General features: G+C 67.8%; 17 protein-coding genes. 14 read left to right on the forward strand and 3 right to left on the reverse strand.

Annotated features, from left to right (window positions below; translation table 11 throughout):
* Positions 1–35: 35 nt before the first annotated feature.
* From H9L17_RS06755 to H9L17_RS06770, 4 genes are all read left to right on the forward strand, one after another.
* Complete coding sequence (locus H9L17_RS06755) at positions 36–422, forward strand: DUF4124 domain-containing protein (RefSeq protein WP_187571563.1); 387 nt, start codon at positions 36–38, stop codon at positions 420–422.
* Positions 419–688 (forward strand): DUF4124 domain-containing protein, encoded by a 270-nt coding sequence (locus H9L17_RS06760; RefSeq protein WP_187571564.1) that lies wholly within the window; start codon positions 419–421, stop codon positions 686–688. The genes H9L17_RS06755 and H9L17_RS06760 overlap by 4 nt, the downstream gene beginning before the upstream one ends.
* Before the next feature lie 44 nt (positions 689–732).
* Entirely contained in the window at positions 733–2442 is a 1710-nt protein-coding gene (locus tag H9L17_RS06765) for a proline--tRNA ligase (protein WP_187571565.1), read from the forward strand.
* A 103-nt stretch (positions 2443–2545) separates the two neighbouring features.
* Positions 2546–2923 carry an H-NS histone family protein gene (locus tag H9L17_RS06770; protein ID WP_187571566.1) on the forward strand — a complete coding sequence of 126 codons (378 nt, stop codon included), beginning with the start codon at positions 2546–2548 and terminating at the stop codon, positions 2921–2923.
* A gap of 101 nt (positions 2924–3024) precedes the next feature.
* On the opposite strand, the gene H9L17_RS06775 is transcribed toward H9L17_RS06770, so the two are convergent.
* A complete protein-coding gene (locus H9L17_RS06775; protein ID WP_187571567.1) occupies positions 3025–4275 on the reverse strand; it encodes a threonine/serine exporter family protein in 1251 nt (416 codons plus the stop codon).
* Positions 4276–4337: 62 nt separating this feature from the next.
* Between H9L17_RS06775 and H9L17_RS06780 the strand changes: the two genes are divergently transcribed.
* The 5 genes from H9L17_RS06780 to H9L17_RS06800 all read left to right on the forward strand — a co-directional run bounded on the left by H9L17_RS06780 (position 4338) and on the right by H9L17_RS06800 (position 9614).
* Positions 4338–5459 (forward strand): MlaE family ABC transporter permease, encoded by a 1122-nt coding sequence (locus H9L17_RS06780; RefSeq protein ID WP_187571568.1) that lies wholly within the window; start codon positions 4338–4340, stop codon positions 5457–5459.
* 2 nt (positions 5460–5461) lie between these two features.
* Positions 5462–6286: an ABC transporter ATP-binding protein gene (locus tag H9L17_RS06785; RefSeq protein ID WP_187571569.1), complete on the forward strand. Its 825-nt coding sequence runs from the start codon at positions 5462–5464 to the stop codon at positions 6284–6286.
* Between the two features lie 13 nt (positions 6287–6299).
* Positions 6300–7226: an MlaD family protein gene (locus H9L17_RS06790; protein ID WP_187571570.1), complete on the forward strand. Its 927-nt coding sequence runs from the start codon at positions 6300–6302 to the stop codon at positions 7224–7226.
* 55 nt (positions 7227–7281) lie between these two features.
* The gene (locus H9L17_RS06795; protein WP_246455186.1) at positions 7282–7869 is read left to right on the forward strand and encodes an ABC-type transport auxiliary lipoprotein family protein; all 588 of its coding nucleotides are present in this window, start codon (positions 7282–7284) and stop codon (positions 7867–7869) included.
* A gap of 68 nt (positions 7870–7937) precedes the next feature.
* On the forward strand, positions 7938–9614 hold the full coding sequence (locus H9L17_RS06800; protein ID WP_187571571.1) for an electron transfer flavoprotein-ubiquinone oxidoreductase: 1677 nt from the start codon (positions 7938–7940) through the stop codon (positions 9612–9614).
* 191 nt (positions 9615–9805) lie between these two features.
* Here H9L17_RS06800 and H9L17_RS06805 read toward each other — a convergent pair whose 3' ends face one another.
* Both H9L17_RS06805 and H9L17_RS06810 read right to left on the reverse strand, forming a co-directional pair.
* On the reverse strand, positions 9806–10432 hold the full coding sequence (locus H9L17_RS06805) for a CoA transferase subunit B (RefSeq protein ID WP_187571572.1): 627 nt from the start codon (positions 10430–10432) through the stop codon (positions 9806–9808).
* Between the two features lies 1 nt (position 10433).
* Positions 10434–11153: a CoA transferase subunit A gene (locus tag H9L17_RS06810; protein WP_187571884.1), complete on the reverse strand. Its 720-nt coding sequence runs from the start codon at positions 11151–11153 to the stop codon at positions 10434–10436.
* 155 nt (positions 11154–11308) lie between these two features.
* Here H9L17_RS06810 and H9L17_RS06815 point away from each other — a divergent pair, with 155 nt between their 5' ends.
* Genes H9L17_RS06815 through H9L17_RS06835 form a run of 5 tightly spaced genes read left to right on the forward strand, consistent with a single transcriptional unit; the run spans position 11309 to position 15988 of the window.
* Positions 11309–12055, forward strand: coding sequence for an electron transfer flavoprotein subunit beta/FixA family protein (locus H9L17_RS06815; RefSeq protein WP_187571573.1), 747 nt, complete (start codon positions 11309–11311; stop codon positions 12053–12055).
* Entirely contained in the window at positions 12055–12993 is a 939-nt protein-coding gene (locus tag H9L17_RS06820; RefSeq protein WP_187571574.1) for an electron transfer flavoprotein subunit alpha/FixB family protein, read from the forward strand. Before H9L17_RS06815 ends, H9L17_RS06820 begins: the two co-directional genes overlap by 1 nt.
* 24 nt (positions 12994–13017) lie before the next feature.
* Entirely contained in the window at positions 13018–14112 is a 1095-nt protein-coding gene (locus H9L17_RS06825) for a DegT/DnrJ/EryC1/StrS family aminotransferase (RefSeq protein ID WP_187571575.1), read from the forward strand.
* Positions 14097–15050, forward strand: coding sequence for a glycosyltransferase family 2 protein (locus H9L17_RS06830; RefSeq protein ID WP_187571576.1), 954 nt, complete (start codon positions 14097–14099; stop codon positions 15048–15050). Before H9L17_RS06825 ends, H9L17_RS06830 begins: the two co-directional genes overlap by 16 nt.
* Positions 15047–15988 carry a WxcM-like domain-containing protein gene (locus H9L17_RS06835; RefSeq protein WP_187571577.1) on the forward strand — a complete coding sequence of 314 codons (942 nt, stop codon included), beginning with the start codon at positions 15047–15049 and terminating at the stop codon, positions 15986–15988. The genes H9L17_RS06830 and H9L17_RS06835 overlap by 4 nt, the downstream gene beginning before the upstream one ends.
* Positions 15989–16003: the final 15 nt, after the last annotated feature.

The following is a 16003-nucleotide window of genomic DNA, read 5'->3' on the forward strand; positions in this document are numbered from 1 at the left end:
GCTGCAATCGGCGGACATTCCCCCGGAGCGCCCGCATGAACACCCTCCGCACCCTCGCCCTCGCGCTGGCCGTGACCGTGGCGGCCGCACCGGCGCTGGCCCAGCAGCAGCGGGTCTACCAGTGGAAGGACGCCAAGGGCGTGACCCACTACACCGACGTGCCGCCGGCCCAGGCCCACCAGACCCGCGACCTCGACGTGAAGGACGGCAAGCCCGCCGAAGCCGCCGCCAAGAAACCCGAGAGCGAGCAGTGCACCAACGCCCGCGCCAACCTCGTGCGCCTGGAGGGCGGCGGCCCGATCGGCATCGACACCAACGGCGACGGCAAGCCCGACCGCAACATGAGCGACGACGAGCGCAAGCCGCAGATCGAACTGAACCAGGCCGCGGTCAAGGCGTTCTGCACCCCGGCCGCACGATGAAACAGCTGGGCATGCTGGCGCTGGCGATCGCGCTGGCCGCCGCGGCGTGGTGGTGGTTCACCGCCGAGATGCCGCGCCGCCAGCACGAGCGCGCCGCTGCCGCCGAGGCCGCCGCCATCCAGGCCGAGCGCGCGAACACGCTGTACCGCTGGCGCGACGACGCCGGCAACCTGCACGTCACCGAGGACCCGCCGAAGGGCCGCCGCTACGAGCGGATCAGTCGCGCGCCGAAGGACGGCATCGAAGTCCACGGCGGCCGCGGCTGAATCCGCGCATGGCAGAATGCGGGTTTTCCCCACCAGCCCGCCCCATGCGCCTTTCGCAGTTCCACCTCCGCACCGAAAAGGAAACTCCCGCCGACGCCGAGATCGTCAGCCACAAGCTGATGCTCAAGGCCGGCATGATCCGCAAGCTCGCCGCCGGCCTGTACACCTGGTCGCCGCTGGGGCTGCGCGTGCTGCGCAAGGTGGAAGGTGTGGTGCGCGAGGAAATGAACCGCGCCGGCGCGATCGAAATGGCGATGCCTTCGGTGCAGCCGAAGGAACTGTGGGAGGAAACCGGGCGCTGGGCGAAATTCGGCCCGCAGCTGCTGAAAATCCGCGACCGCAAGGAGCAGGAATACTGCTTCACCCCCACCGCCGAGGAAGCGGTGACCGATTTCTTCCGCCAGGAAATCGCCAGCTACAAGCAGCTGCCGGTCAATTTCTACCAGATCACCACCAAGTTCCGCGACGAGATCCGCCCGCGCTTCGGGGTGATGCGCGCGCGCGAATTCGTCATGAAGGACGCCTATTCCTTCCACATCGACGACGATTCGCTGCACGCCGAATACCGCAACATGTACGACGCGTATTCGCGCATCTTCACCCGGCTGGGGCTGAAGTTCCGCGCGGTGGCCGCGGATACAGGCGCGATCGGCGGCAGCGCCTCGCACGAATTCCAGGTGCTGGCCGAGTCCGGCGAGGACGCCACCGTGTTTTCCGACGGCTCCGATTACGCCGCCAACGTGGAGCTGGCGGAAGCCGTTTCGCCCGGCCCGCGTCCCGCCGCGTCGGAATCCCTGCGCGACGTCGAAACGCCCGTGCAGAAAACCTGCGAAGACGTGGCCGCGCTGCTGGACATCCCGCTGCAGCGCACGGTGAAATCGGTGGCGATGATCGGCGTCGATGCGGACGGCAATGACCAGTTCGTGCTGGCGCTGGTGCGCGGCGATCACGTGGTCAACGAGATCAAGCTGGCGAAGCTGCCGGGCATGGGCGACTACCGCCTGGCGACCGAAGCCGAGATTGCCGAAGCCCTCGGCAGCGAACCCGGTTTCCTCGGCCCGTTGAACGCGAAGAAAGCGATCCGCGTGATCGCCGACCGCAGCGTCGCGGCGATGGCGGATTTCGTGGTCGGCGCCAACAGGCCCGGTTTCCACATCGCCGGCGTGAACTGGGGCCGCGACCTGCCGGAGCCGGAAACCGCCGATATCCGCAACGTGGTCGCCGGCGATCCCTCGCCGGACGGCAAGGGCATTCTGCAGATCGCCCGCGGCATCGAGGTCGGCCACGTGTTCGCGCTCGGCCGCAAATATTCCGAGGCGATGAAATGCACCGTGCTGGACGCCGCCGGCAAGGCGGTCAATCCGGCGATGGGCTGCTACGGCATCGGCGTGTCGCGCATCGTCGCCGCCGCGATCGAGCAGAACCACGACGACGCCGGCATCCGCTGGCCCGAAGCGATGGCGCCGTGGCAGGTCGCGGTCTGCGTCATCAATCCGAAGAACGACCCGGCGGTCGCCGCTGCGGCCGAAGCGCTGTATTCGGAATTGAATGCCGCCGGCATCGACACCGCGCTCGACGACCGCGGTCTGCGCCCCGGCGCGATGTTCGCCGACATCGAGCTGATCGGCATTCCGCACCGGGTGGTGGTGTCCGGGCGCGGGCTGGAAGCTGGCACCTACGAATACCGCGCGCGCACCGCGGCGGAATCGGAAAACCTGGACAAGGCGGCCCTGCTGGCGAAGCTCGCGGGCTGAACGGAATTATTCGCGGCCGTTGCCGTGGAATAACGAGGCGATTATGATCCGATCGTCCAAGGACTGGATAATTCCCTTCATTCCCATAAAAGAATAATCGCCCATGAGCCTGAATATCGAGAACCTCAATCCGCAGGAACTGGCCGCCCTCATCAAGCGCGCCAACAGCCGCCGCAAGGTGCTGTCCAAGCGCAAGCCCGCCGCGCAGACCAAGGCCGCGGTGGCCAAGGTCCTGAAGAGCGCAGGCTGGACGTTCGAGGAGCTGTACGGCAAGGCCGGCGGCGCCACCGCCGCGGCAGCGGCGCCGAAGAAGGCCCGCAAGGGCGGCGCCACCAAGGGCCGCAGCACCGGCAAGGTCGCGCCGAAGTACCGCAATCCGGCCAGCCCGAAGGACACCTGGACCGGCCGCGGCAAGCAGCCGCGCTGGCTGGCGGCGGAAATCGCCAACGGCCGCAAGGTGGAAGAGTTCCTGATCAAGTAATCGCGGGAAGACATCCTTCCCGATATCGGAAACGCCGGCCCTGCGCCGGCGTTTTTCGTTTGTCGCGACGGAGCGCCGCTTTCGGGATTTCGCCCCGGAATCTAGAGGCTGCGCCGCGCCGTCACCAGCAGGTTGCCGAACACCAGCCCGGCCAGCAGCGCCATCAGGGTATTCAGCGCCGCCATCGCCGCCGCTCCGCCCGCGCCGATGTCCTGCGACTGCACCAGCGATATCACCCCGCGCAGGGAAATGCTGCCGGGCACCAGGATGATGATGCCGGGCAGCCGCACCAGCGCGCCCGGCCGGTTGAACCAGCGCGCGTAGGCGTTGCCGGCGGCGGTCGCGGCCAGCGCCGCCAGGAACACGCCCGCCTGCGGCCCCAACCATTCGCCGCCGTAGCGCGAAATCAAATAGCCGCCGATCACCGACAGCATCACCAGCGGATAATCCCGCCGCTGCGCCTGGAACAGCACCGCGAACGCGAACGCGGCCAGCGCCAGCGCGCACCACACCACCCATTCCGGCTGCGGCCGCAGCGCGCGCACCTGCGGCTCGATGCCGACCGCGCCGGCGATCCCGAGCGCGATCGCGGTGCCGATGGTCAGGCTGATGATGGTCATCAGCGCGCCGGCGAACCGCGCGGTGCCCGACACCAGGTGCCGGCTGGTCAGCTCGTTGGTGGACAGCGCCAGGGTCATGCCGGGCAGCAGCACGATCAGCGAGGCGATGATCACGGTATTGAGGTTCAGCGGCCCGACCACGCTGCTGACCAGGATGGTGACCGTGCCCGCCAGCAGGCCGGCCACCGCCTCGAAGCTCTCGTGCAGGCGCGGCCGCGACTGCGCCGCCAGCGCCATCACGCCGATCAGGAACCCGATCGCGCCGGAGGTGCCGATGTCCAGCCACGGCAGCCGCAGCAGCCCGGCCACCGCCGCCGACGCCAGCGCAAAGCCCAGCGCCAGCATCCACCGCTCGCGCCGGCTGCCGGGCCGGTCCAGCTCGCGCAGCGCGGCGCGCCCCGCGGACACGCCGATGCGCCCGTTGATCACGTCCTCGGCGATGCGGTCGGCCTCGCACAGCTTGCGCAGGTTGGTGTCGCCCAGCCCCGGCCGGATCACCCGCGTCGTGTCGGATTCGCCGGCCGGGCGCGCCGGGTCGCTGAAGGCCAGGATGATCCCGGTCGGGTTCGACCACGGCTCGCATTCCAGCGCCAGCTTGCGGGCCACCGATTCGATCGCCGCCTCCATGCGCTGCGAGGTGGTGCCGTAGGCGTGCAGGTGCCGCGCCAGGTCCACCACGAAGGCGATGCGTTCGGTATAGGTGGCTTCGGACAGCGGGTTGCGGGTCGGCATCGTGCAAGCATGGCATGCGCTGCACCACATTCACACGCCGCATTGCGTAAGCTTGGCCGCGCATGGATCACGCAAGCGACCACTACGCGCCGGCGGCCGGCGTCGCCACGGACGATGCCGGCACCCTGCATCTGCGCGGGCGCTGGACGCTGCGCTATGCGGGCGGCATCTCCGACGCGCTGGCCGGCGCGCCCGACGGCGTCGCCACGGTCGACGCGCGCGACTGCGAGCGGCTGGACACGCTGGGCGTGTTGCAGCTGCTGCGCTTCGCCGACCGGCGCGGGCTGGCGTATTCGGCGCTGCATTTCCGCGCCGACCAACAGCCGCTGGTCGACGCCATCGAGGACGTCCACGACGACCGCCCGCAGCGCAAGCGCGAATACGGGGTAGGCGCCGCGCTGGAGCGACTGGGCCGGGCGGTGGTCGGGAACAGCCGCGAGGCCATGGCGCTGATCGGCTTCTTCGGCGAAGTGCAGCTCAAGCTGCTGCGGCTGGTCAAGCAGCCGCACCGTTTCCGCCTGACCGCCACCGTCCACCACATGGAGCAGATCGGCCTGGACGCGGTGCCGCTGGTGGCGCTGCTGTCGTTCATGGTCGGCGCGGTGATCGCCTTCCTCGGCGCGATGGTGCTGGCCGACTTCGGCGCGACCATCTTCGTGGTCGAACTGGTCAACGCCGCCTTTCTCCGCGAATTCGGGGTGCTGCTCACCGCGATCCTGCTGGCCGGCCGCACCGCCAGCGCGTTCACCGCGCAGATCGGCATGATGGTGAACCGCGAGGAAGTCGACGCGATCCGCGTGCTCGGCCTCGATCCCATCGACCTGCTGGTGATCCCGCGCGTGCTGGCGCTGCTGGCGATGCTGCCGCTGCTGACCTTCATCGCCATGCTGGCCGGCATGCTGGGCGGCATGGCGGTGGGCGCGTTCAACCTCGATATCCCCGTCGCCGCCTACCTGGCGCGCGCGCACGAGATGATCGAGATCCGCCACTTCGTGGTCGGCATGGTGAAGGCGCCGGTGTTCGCGCTGGTGATCGGCCTGATCGGCTGCCTGGAAGGATTGCAGGTGCAGGGCACCGCGCAGTCGCTGGGCGAACGCACCACCTCCAGCGTGGTGCAGGCGATCTCGATGGTGATCGTGATCGACGCCTTCGCCGCGCTCTGGTTCATGCAGATGGATTACTGAGCATGGCCGGCGCGACGGTGATGCGCAGCTTCGACGGCGCCGACCTCGGCGATGCGCCGCTGATCCGCGTGCGCGGCCTGGTCAACCGCTTCGGCGAGCAGGTGGTGCACGACGGCGTCGACCTCGACGTGCGGCGCGGCGAGATCCTCGGCGTGGTCGGCGGCTCGGGCTCCGGCAAGTCGGTGCTGATGCGCTCCATCCTCGGCCTGCGCCGGCCCAACGCCGGCCGCATCGACGTGCTGGGCATGGACGCGATGTCCGCCGACCCGGCGGTGCGCCGGCACATCGAGCGCAACAGCGGCGTGCTGTTCCAGGACGGCGCGCTGTTCTCCTCGCTGACCGTCGGCGAGAACGTGCAGGTGCCGCTGAAGGAGTACTACCCGGAGCTGCCGGAATCGCTGCGCTACGAGCTGGCACTGCTGAAGATCAAGCTGGCCGGCCTGCCCGCCGACGCCATCGACAAGCTGCCCTCGCAACTCTCCGGCGGCATGCGCAAGCGCGCCGCGCTGGCGCGCGCGCTGGCGCTGGACCCGCCGCTGCTGTTCCTCGACGAACCCACCGCCGGCCTCGACCCGATCGGCGCGGCGGCGTTCGACCAGCTCATCCTGACCCTGCGCCGCGCGCTGGGCCTGACCGTCTTCCTCATCACCCACGACCTCGACACGCTATACGCTATCTGCGACCGGGTGGCGGTGCTGGCCGACCGCAAGGTGCTGGCGACCGCGCCGGTGGCCGAGCTGGAGACGCTCGACCATCCGTGGGTGCAGGAGTATTTCAACGGGCCGCGCGCGCGCGCCGCGCAGGCGACGGCGGAAGGAAACGACTGATGGAGCACATCTGATGGAGACGCGTGCCAACTACGTGCTGATCGGCGCCTTCACCATCGTCACGACGGTGCTCCTGCTGCTGTTCGCGCTGTGGGCCAGCAATTTCTCGGCGTCGCGCAACTGGCGCGAATACATGGTGGTGTTCACCGAACCGGTGACCGGCCTCACCGAGGGCGGCAGCGTGCAGTACAACGGCCTGGCGGTGGGCACGGTGGAAAGCCTGAGCCTGGACGACAACGATGCGCGCCGGGTCATCGCCCGCCTGAAGCTGAAGGCCAACACGCCGGTCAAGACCGACACCCGCGCCAAGCTCTCGCAACAGGGCATCACCGGCGTGCCTTTCATCCAGCTGACCGGCGGCAGCCCCGACGCGCCCGCGTTGCAGGCATCCGCCGACGGCCGCCTGCCGGTCATCCGCACCGAACCGTCGGCGCTGCAGAACATCGCCGACACCGCCAACCGGCTGGTGGCGCGGCTCGACCAGGTGTTGAGCGAAGAGAACATCCGCCGCATCTCCGCCACCCTCGCCAACCTCGAACAGGCCAGCGGCAGCATTGCCGAACGCCGCGAAGAGATCGGCCAGCTGATCGTCAACGCGCGCGACGCCACCGCTTCGATGAAGGCGACGCTGGACAACGCCAACGGCACGCTGCAAGGCATCGACCGCAACCTGGTGCAGCGGCTGCCGGCGCTGCTGGACAAGCTCGACGCCGTGGTGACCAAGCTCGACGCGACCGCCGGCAACGCCAACGCGATGATCGCGGAGAACCGCCCGGGGCTGCAGAGCTTCACCCGCGACGGGCTGGCGCAGATGGGCCCGACGCTGGCCGAACTGCGCGCGCTGCTGCGCGACCTGCGCGCCCTGAGCGGGCGACTGGAAGGCAATCCCGCGCGCTACATCCTGGGCCGCGACGCGCCGAAGGAGTTCGATCCGAAATGACACACGCACCGCGCCTGTTCCCCGCGCTGCTCGCCGCCTGCCTGCTGGCGACGGGTTGCAGCAGCCTGATCGGCGGCCCCGCGAAACGCCGACGATCTACGCCCCCGAACCCGCCATCCGACCCGATCCCGGCTGGCCCTCGGCGACCTGGACGCTGACCATCGCGCGCCTCGGCGAGGGACGATCGACGGAAGGCCAGCGCATCGTGGTCAGCCCGGTGCCCGGCGAGCTGCAGGTCTATCGCGCCGCGCTGTGGGCGCGCACGCCCGCCGAGATGGCGGACGACGCGGTGCTGCGCACGCTGGAGGACAGCGGCCGGATCGCGGCGGTCATGCGCCAGGGCAGCGGCATCGGCTCCAACTACCGGCTGCTGCTGGACGTGCGCACGTTCAAGGCGGACTACGCCGGCAACGCTACGCCCTCCGCAGTGATCGAGGTCAACGCCAAGCTGCTGCACCAGGACGACCAGACGCTGGTCGGCAGCCGCACTTTCCGGCAGGCGCAACCCGCCGCGGGCGTCGAAGTGGCAAAGGTCGCGGACGCCTTCGCGCAGGGCCTGAGCGCGCTGGGTCACGACATCGCCGGCTGGACGCTGCAGACCGGGCAGGCGCACCAGCAACAGGCGCATCGCGCGACGCCCTAGCCCGACCCGCTGGATTGCCGGCTCCAGCCAAAGCCCGGACAATCCGGGGTTAGCCACAGGAGAGCCCGATGAGCCAACCGAGCCAGCACGCCGTCGAACGCGAATCGATGGACTACGACGTCGTCGTGGTCGGCGCCGGCCCGGGCGGACTGGCCACCGCGATCCGGCTCAAGCAGCTGGCCGCGGAAACCGGTCGCGAAGTCTCGGTCTGCGTGCTGGAAAAAGGCTCCGAACCCGGCGCGCACATCCTGTCCGGCGCGATCGTCGATCCGAAGGCGCTGACCGAACTGTTCCCCGACTGGGCCGAGCGCGGCGCGCCGCTGAAGCAGGCGGTGACCCGCGACGAATTCCTGTTCCTCGACGAAACCGGCGCGAAATCGACGCCGCACTGGCTGCTGCCGGAGTGTTTCCACAACCACGGCAACTACATCGTCAGCCTCGGCGCGCTCACGCGCTGGCTGGCGCAGCAGGCGGAAGCGCTGGGCGTGGAAATCTTCCCCGGCTTCGCCGCCGCCGAAGTGCTGTACGACGCGGCCGGCGCGGTCAAGGGCGTGGCCACCGGCGACATGGGCATCGGCAAGGATGGCCAGCCGACCGACCAGTACCAGCCGGGCATGGAGCTGCACGCCAAGTACACGATCTTCGCCGAAGGTTCGCGCGGCCAGCTCGGCCGGCAGCTGATCGCGAAGTTCAAGCTCGACGAAGGCAAGGATCCGCAGAGCTACGGCATCGGCATCAAGGAACTGTGGCAGGCCGATCCGGCGAAGCACCAGCCTGGCCTCGTCGTGCATACCGCCGGTTGGCCGCTGAACGGCGACACCTACGGCGGCTCGTTCCTGTACCACGCCGAAGGCGGGCAGATCGCGGTCGGCTTCGTGATCGGGCTCGATTACAAGAACCCGTGGCTGAGCCCGTTCAACGAGTTCCAACGCTTCAAGACCCATCCGGCGATCCGCAAGCACCTGGAAGGCGGCAAGCGCATCGGCTACGGCGCGCGCGCGATCACCGCCGGCGGTCTGCTGAGCCTGCCGAAGACGGTGTTCCCCGGCGGCGCGCTGGTCGGCTGCGAGGCCGGCTATCTCAACGCCAGCCGCATCAAGGGCAGCCACGCCGCGATCAAGACCGGCATGCTGGCCGCCGAGGCCGCGTTCGCGGCGCTGGGCGAAGGCCGCGAACGCGACGAGCTGGCCGCCTACCCGGCCGCCTTCGAGAACAGTTGGCTGCACGCCGAATTGCTGCAATCGAAGAACTTCAAGCAGTGGTTCAAGAAGGGCCGCAGCTTCGCCACGCTGATGACCGGCATCGAACAATGGCTGCTGCCGAAGCTGGGCATCCGCAACCCGCCGTGGACCATCCACAAGCAGAAGCCCGATTACGCCTGCCTGGAACCGGCGGCGACGCAGCCGAAGATCGAATACCCGAAACCCGACGGCGTGCTGACCTTCGACCGCCTGAGCTCGGTGTTCCTGTCCAGCACCCACCACGACGAGAACCAGCCCGCCCACCTGACCCTGAAGAACCCGGCGATTCCGGTCGAGGTGAACCTGAAGGAATACGCCGGCCCCGAAGCGCGCTACTGCCCGGCAGGTGTGTACGAATTCGTCGGCGAGGCCGGCAACGAGCGCCTGCAGATCAACGCCGCCAACTGCGTCCACTGCAAGACCTGCGACATCAAGGATCCAACCCAGAACATCGTCTGGGTCGCGCCTCAGGGCGGCGGCGGGCCGAATTACCAGAACATGTGACATCGAAGCATCTGTCGCAAACAAGGAAGCCGCCCGATGGGCGGCTTCTTCGTCGTGCGCGGGGATTTCGGGTCAGGCGGGCCATGCCCCTGCCGCGAATGTCCCCCGGCATCGGCCTGTGGCCGCTGCCTCCTCCTTGATTTCGCGGCAGGGGCATGGCCCGCCTGACTGCCGCACTGCGCACCGCATTTTCAGTGCAGAGGCACGCCGGTCTTTTCGACTGCTTCCTCGCGGCTCACGCCCTCGGCCAGCTCCACCAGCTTCAGGCCATCAGGCGTCACGTCGAACACCCCCAGCTCGGTGATGATCCGATCCACCACGCCCACGCCCGTCAGCGGCAGCGTGCACTCGGGCAGGATCTTCGACGTGCCGGCCTTGGTGACGTGCTCCATCAGCACCACCACGCGCTGCACGCCGGCCACCAGATCCATCGCGCCGCCCATGCCCTTGACCATCTTGCCGGGCACCATCCAGTTCGCCAGATCGCCCTTGTCGGTCACTTCCATCGCGCCGAGGATGGCGAGGTTGATGTGTCCGCCGCGGATCATCGCGAAGGAATCGTGGCTGCCGAAGAAGCTCGCACCGGGCAGCGCGGTAACGGTCTGCTTGCCGGCATTGATGAGGTCGGCGTCGAGTTCCGCTTCGGTCGGGAACGGGCCGATGCCGAGCAGGCCGTTCTCGCTCTGCAACCACACGTTCACGCCGTCCGGGATGTAATTCGCCACCAGCGTCGGCAAGCCGATGCCGAGGTTCACGTAGGCGCCGTCGGTGAGTTCCTGCGCGGCGCGCTGCGCCATCTGTTCGCGGGTCCAGGCCATGTCAGTTGCCCTCCTGGCGGATGGTGCGCTGTTCGATGCGCTTCTCGGGAGTCGGGTTCACCACGATGCGCTGCACGTAGATGCCGGGCAGGTGCACGTGGTCGGGATCGAGGTCGCCGATCTCCACCAGCTCCTCGACTTCGGCCACGCAGACCTTGCCGGCCATCGCGCAGGCCGGGTTGAAGTTGCGCGCGGTCTTGCGGAACACGAGGTTGCCGGCCTTGTCGGCCTTCCACGCCTTGACCAGCGACACGTCGGCCTTCAGCGCGGTTTCCATCACGTACATGCGGCCGTCGAACTCGCGCGTCTCCTTGCCTTCCGCCACCACGGTGCCGTAGCCGGTGGCGGTGAAGAACGCCGGGATGCCCGCGCCGCCGGCGCGCAGACGTTCGGCCAGCGTGCCTTGCGGGTTGAATTCGAGTTCGAGTTCACCAGCCAGGAACTGGCGCTCGAACTCCTTGTTCTCGCCGACGTAGGAGGAAATCATCTTCCTGATCTGTCGCGTGCCCAGCAGCTGGCCCAGCCCGAAGCCATCGACGCCCGCGTTGTTGGAGATCACGGTCAGGTGCTTCGCGCCGGAATCGCGCAACGCGGCGATCAGCGCCTCGGGGATGCCGCACAGGCCGAAACCGCCCACGGCCAGGGTTTGACCATCCGCCACCAGCCCGTCCAGGGCGGCGGCGGCGCTTGCGTACTGCTTGCCCACGAGCGCGTCTCCAATACCGGTAGAGCCGTCATTCTAGCCATTCGTGCGACAACGCCCAGCGTACCTTCGGGCAATCGCCGCCCCGCGCGGGCAGCGGCGGCGGGCGTCCGCTAAAATGACGGGCTGGCCGGCGACGGCCGCTTTCCGCTTCCTCCAAGGACTTCCGCACGATGAAAATCCTCGTCGGCTACAAGCGCGTGGTGGACTTCAACGTCCGCATCCAGGTCAAGCCGGACGGTTCCGGCGTGGTCACCGACGGCGTCAAGCTGTCGCCCAACCCGTTCGACGACATCGCGCTGGAAGAAGCCCTGCGCCTGCGCGACAAGGGCATCGCCACCGAGGTGGTGGTCGCCACCATCGCGCCCGCAGACGCCCAGCCGCACCTGCGCAACGGCCTGGCGATGGGCGCCAACCGCGCCATCCACGTGGTGGCAGATAGCCCGGTGCAGCCGCTGACCGCCGCGCGCGCCTTCCTCAAGCTGATCGAGAAGGAGCAGCCGGATCTGGTGATCCTCGGCAAGCAGGCCATCGACGACGACGCCAACCAGACCGGCCAGATGCTGGCGACGCTGTGGGGCCGCCCGCAGGCGACGTTCGCGTCGAAGCTCGACATCGCCGACGGCAAGGCCACGGTGGTGCGCGAAGTCGATGCCGGTCTCGAAACCCTCGAAGTCGATCTGCCGGCGGTGGTCACTACCGACTTGCGCCTGAACGAGCCGCGCTTCATCAAGCTGCCGGACATCATGAAGGCCAAGAGCAAGCCGCTGGAGACGATCGCGTTCGCCGACCTCGGCGTGGACGCCAACGATTCGCTCAACACCGTCCACTACGCCGCGCCGGCCAAGCGCAGCCGCGGGGTGATGGTGAAGGATGCGGCCGAACTGGTCGCCGCGCTCAAGCAGAAGGGGCTCCTGTGATGGCCAAGATTCTCGTCGTTGCCGAACACCTGGACGGCAAGCTCAACGCCGCCACCGCCAAGACCGTGGCCGCCGCGCAGGCGCTGTCGCCGGAAGCCATCGACGTCGTGGTGCTGGCCGCCGATCCGGCCGGTGTCGCCGCCGAAGCCGCGCAAATTGCCAGCGTCGGCAAGGTTCTGACCATCGCCAACGCCGCCAACGCGCATGCCGTCGCGCAGGTGCAGGCCCCGCAGGTCGCCGCGCTGGCGAAGAACTACACCCATGTGTTCGGCCCCTCCACCACCTTCGGCAAGGACCTGATGCCCTGCGTGGCCGCGCTGCTGGGCGTGAACCAGGTGTCCGACCTGATGGCGGTGGAAGGCGCGCATACCTTCAAGCGCCCGATCTACGCCGGCAACGCGATCATCACCGTGGAAGCGCCGGCCGACCAGATCGTGGTCGCCACCGTGCGCACCGCCTCGTGGCCGGAAGCGGCCAAGGGCGGCAGCGCCGCCATCGAAGCGGCCAGCGTCGATGCCGCGTTGCCCGCCCATACGCGCTACGTCGGCCTCGCCGCCGGCAAGTCCGACCGTCCCGACCTGCAGAGCGCCAAGCGCGTAGTCTCGGGCGGGCGCGGCGTCGGCTCGGAAGAAAACTTCAAGATCGTCTACAGCCTCGCCGACAAGCTCGGCGCGGCGGTCGGAGCGTCACGCGCGGCGGTCGACGCCGGCTACGTGCCGAACGAGCTGCAGGTCGGCCAGACCGGCAAGATCATCGCGCCGGAGCTGTACGTCGCAGTCGGCATCAGCGGCGCGATCCAGCATCTGACCGGCATCAAGGACGCCGGCACCATCGTCGCCATCAACAAGGATGGCGATGCGCCGATTTTCGAGATTGCGGATATCGGGCTGGTGGGGGATTTGTTCGCGATTTTGCCGGAGCTGGAAGCGGCACTCTGACTTCGACCGGCACCGAGAACAACCATGATCCCCGTCAACTCCCTGCAACGGCACATCCAACCGCTGGCCGACCGCCTCGCCACCGCGTCGCGCGCAGTCATCGACAGCGGTTATTTCGTACTCGGCCCGCACGTCCAGCGTTTCGAGCAGGCGTTCGCCGCCTACTGCGGCGTGCGGCATGTAATGGGCGTCGGCAACGGCACCGATGCACTGGAGCTTTCCCTGCGCGCTCTTGAAATCGGCCCGGGCGACCGCGTTGCCGTGGTGGCGAACGCCGCGATGTACGGCACCACCGCCATTCTCGCCTGCGGCGGCACGCCGGTGTTCGTGGACATCGACCCCGCCACGCACACCATGTGCCCGAAAGCGCTGGCATCCGTCCTCGCAACCGGGCCGATCAAGGCGGTCATCGTCACCCACCTCTACGGCCGCTTGGCCGACATGGCGTCCTTACTGCCCTTGTGCCGCAAACACGGCATCCTCGTGGTGGAGGACTGCGCCCAGGCGCATGGCGCACGGGATATCAGCGGAACCCGTGCCGGCGCATTCGGCGACATCGCCAGCTTCAGCTTCTATCCCACCAAGAACCTTGGTGCGCTGGGCGATGGCGGCGCTGTAGCCACATCGAACGATGCTTTCGCGGAACGCACGCGGCAACTGCGCCAATACGGTTGGTCGGCGAAGTATGTCAATGAACTGGCCGGCGGCAGGAACAGCCGGCTGGATGAAATGCAGGCGGCCTTGCTTCTGGAGTTGCTGCCTGAACTCGATGGCTGGAACGAACGCCGGCGCGAAATCGCGAACCGTTACTCGCGCGAGATCCGTAGTGAGGCGTTGGCGCTGCCGCCCGCCTGCGGCGGGGAACACGTGGCGCACTTGTACGTGGTCCGCTGCAAGGATCGGGATTCGACGCGCGAGCAATTGGCATCGATGGGCGTCCAGACCGATTTGCACTATCCCATCCCGGACTATCTGCAGCCATCTGTGCAGGGCAAGGCCGACGCATCACCGCTGCCCTGCACGGAAGCCGACGCGCGCAGCGTGCTGACGCTTCCCTGCTTCCCCGAGCTGACCGACTTCGAAGTGTCCACGGTCATCGACGCATGCAACCGGCTCTGAGCTACAGCATTGTCGTTCCGGTGTACCGGAACGAAGACAACATTCCGGCACTGCTGGCGGCCATGGCGAACATGCACAGGCAACTTGGTCCGTCTTTCGAAGCCGTCTTCGTTGTAGACGGCAGCCCTGATGAAAGCCATCGACGCCTCAATGAGGCACTGCCCGCACAGCCGTTCGCTTCCACTCTGGTCTCGCTCGCCCGGAATTTCGGCGCCTTCGCGGCAATCCGGCATGGGCTCGGCGAAGCCAGGGGTCGGCAGATCGCGGTCATGGCCGCCGACCTGCAGGAGCCGCCGGAACTCGCCATCGATCTCCTGAAGCGGGTAGAGGCCGGTGCCGACATCGCTTTCGGCACGCGGCAGGGCCGCAACGATCCGGCCTTGTCCAAGGCGTTGTCCAATACCTACTGGTCGCTCTACCGACGTTGGGTGCTGCCCGACATCCCGAAGGGCGGCGTCGACATCTTCGCCGTCAGCCATGGCGTCCGCGATGCGCTGATGGCGATGCCGGAAGCCAATACCAGTCTGCTTGGGCAACTGTTCTGGCTGGGTGGGCGGCGCGCGTTCGTTCCATATGTCCGGCGGGAACGCGAAGTCGGCAAGAGTGCTTGGACGTTGCGCAAAAAGCTGCGCTATCTCATGGACAGCGCCTTCTCCTTCACCGACCTGCCGATCCGCATTCTGCTCGGACTGGGTCTGGGCGGCCTGGCATTCTCGGTCGCGCTGGCGATCGCCGTCGTCGCGGCCAAGCTGACCGGGCACGTCGCAGTGCCCGGTTATGCGGCGACCATTCTTGTGGTGCTGTTCTTCGGCGCGTTCAACTCGCTCGGTCTCGGCATCATCGGCAGTTATGTCTGGCGCGCGTTCGAAAACACCAAGGGACGCCCGCTCACCATCGCGCAACAGACCGAACGATTCGGGCAGGAAAATCCCAGATGAATCCATTCATCCACGACAAGGCCCTCTGTGAATCGTCCAAGATCGGCGACGGCACGCGGATATGGGCGTTCGCGCACATCCTGGCGGGAGCGAGGATCGGGCGCGATTGCAACATCTGCGATGGCGTCTTCATCGAAGGCGACGTGACGGTGGGCGACAGAACCACCGTGAAATGCGGCGTGCAACTGTGGGACGGCGTGCGGCTCGGCGACGATGTCTTCATCGGACCGAACGCCACGTTCACCAACGACGGCTTTCCGCGCAGCCGGCGACACCTGCCTGCCTATCCCGCAACAGTAGTGGAAGACGGCGCATCGATCGGCGCCAACGCCACCATCCTGCCGGGCATCACCATCGGCCGCGGCGCGATGATCGGCGCAGGCGCGGTAGTGACCCGTTCGGTGCCGCCGAACGCGATCGTGGTCGGCAATCCGGGGCGCATCAAGGGCTATGTCACGCAGGACGCTCCTGCGTCGGTCGCAGGCGAGCCGGCCGAAGCGGCGATCGCCATTGCGACGGCAGCGGATGGATCCGGAAGCATCCCCGTGAAGCTACCGGTGTTCAGCGACATCCGCGGCTCACTTACCGTCGGCAATTTCGGCGCAGATGTGCCATTCGCGCCCGCGCGTTTCTTCATGGTCTACGGCGTTCCCAGCCGGGAGACGCGAGGTGAACACGCCCACCGCATCTGCCATCAATACCTGGTTTGCGTGGCAGGGAGCTGCCGAGTGCTGGCCGATGACGGGCGCAAGCGGATAGACGTGCTGCTGGACGCGCCGAACAAGGGCCTGCACCTGCCGCCGATGACCTGGGGCACGCAATACGACTATTCCGCGGATGCGGTGCTGTTGGTATTCGCGTCGCACCCGTACGACAACGACGATTACATCCGTTCGTACGACGAATTCCTGCAAGCCTGCAAGGCCGCCGCGGGCTGACCAGCCCGCTCCCGC

The sequence above is a fragment of the Thermomonas brevis genome, from assembly GCF_014395425.1.
In the GTDB taxonomy this organism is placed as follows: domain Bacteria; phylum Pseudomonadota; class Gammaproteobacteria; order Xanthomonadales; family Xanthomonadaceae; genus Thermomonas; species Thermomonas brevis.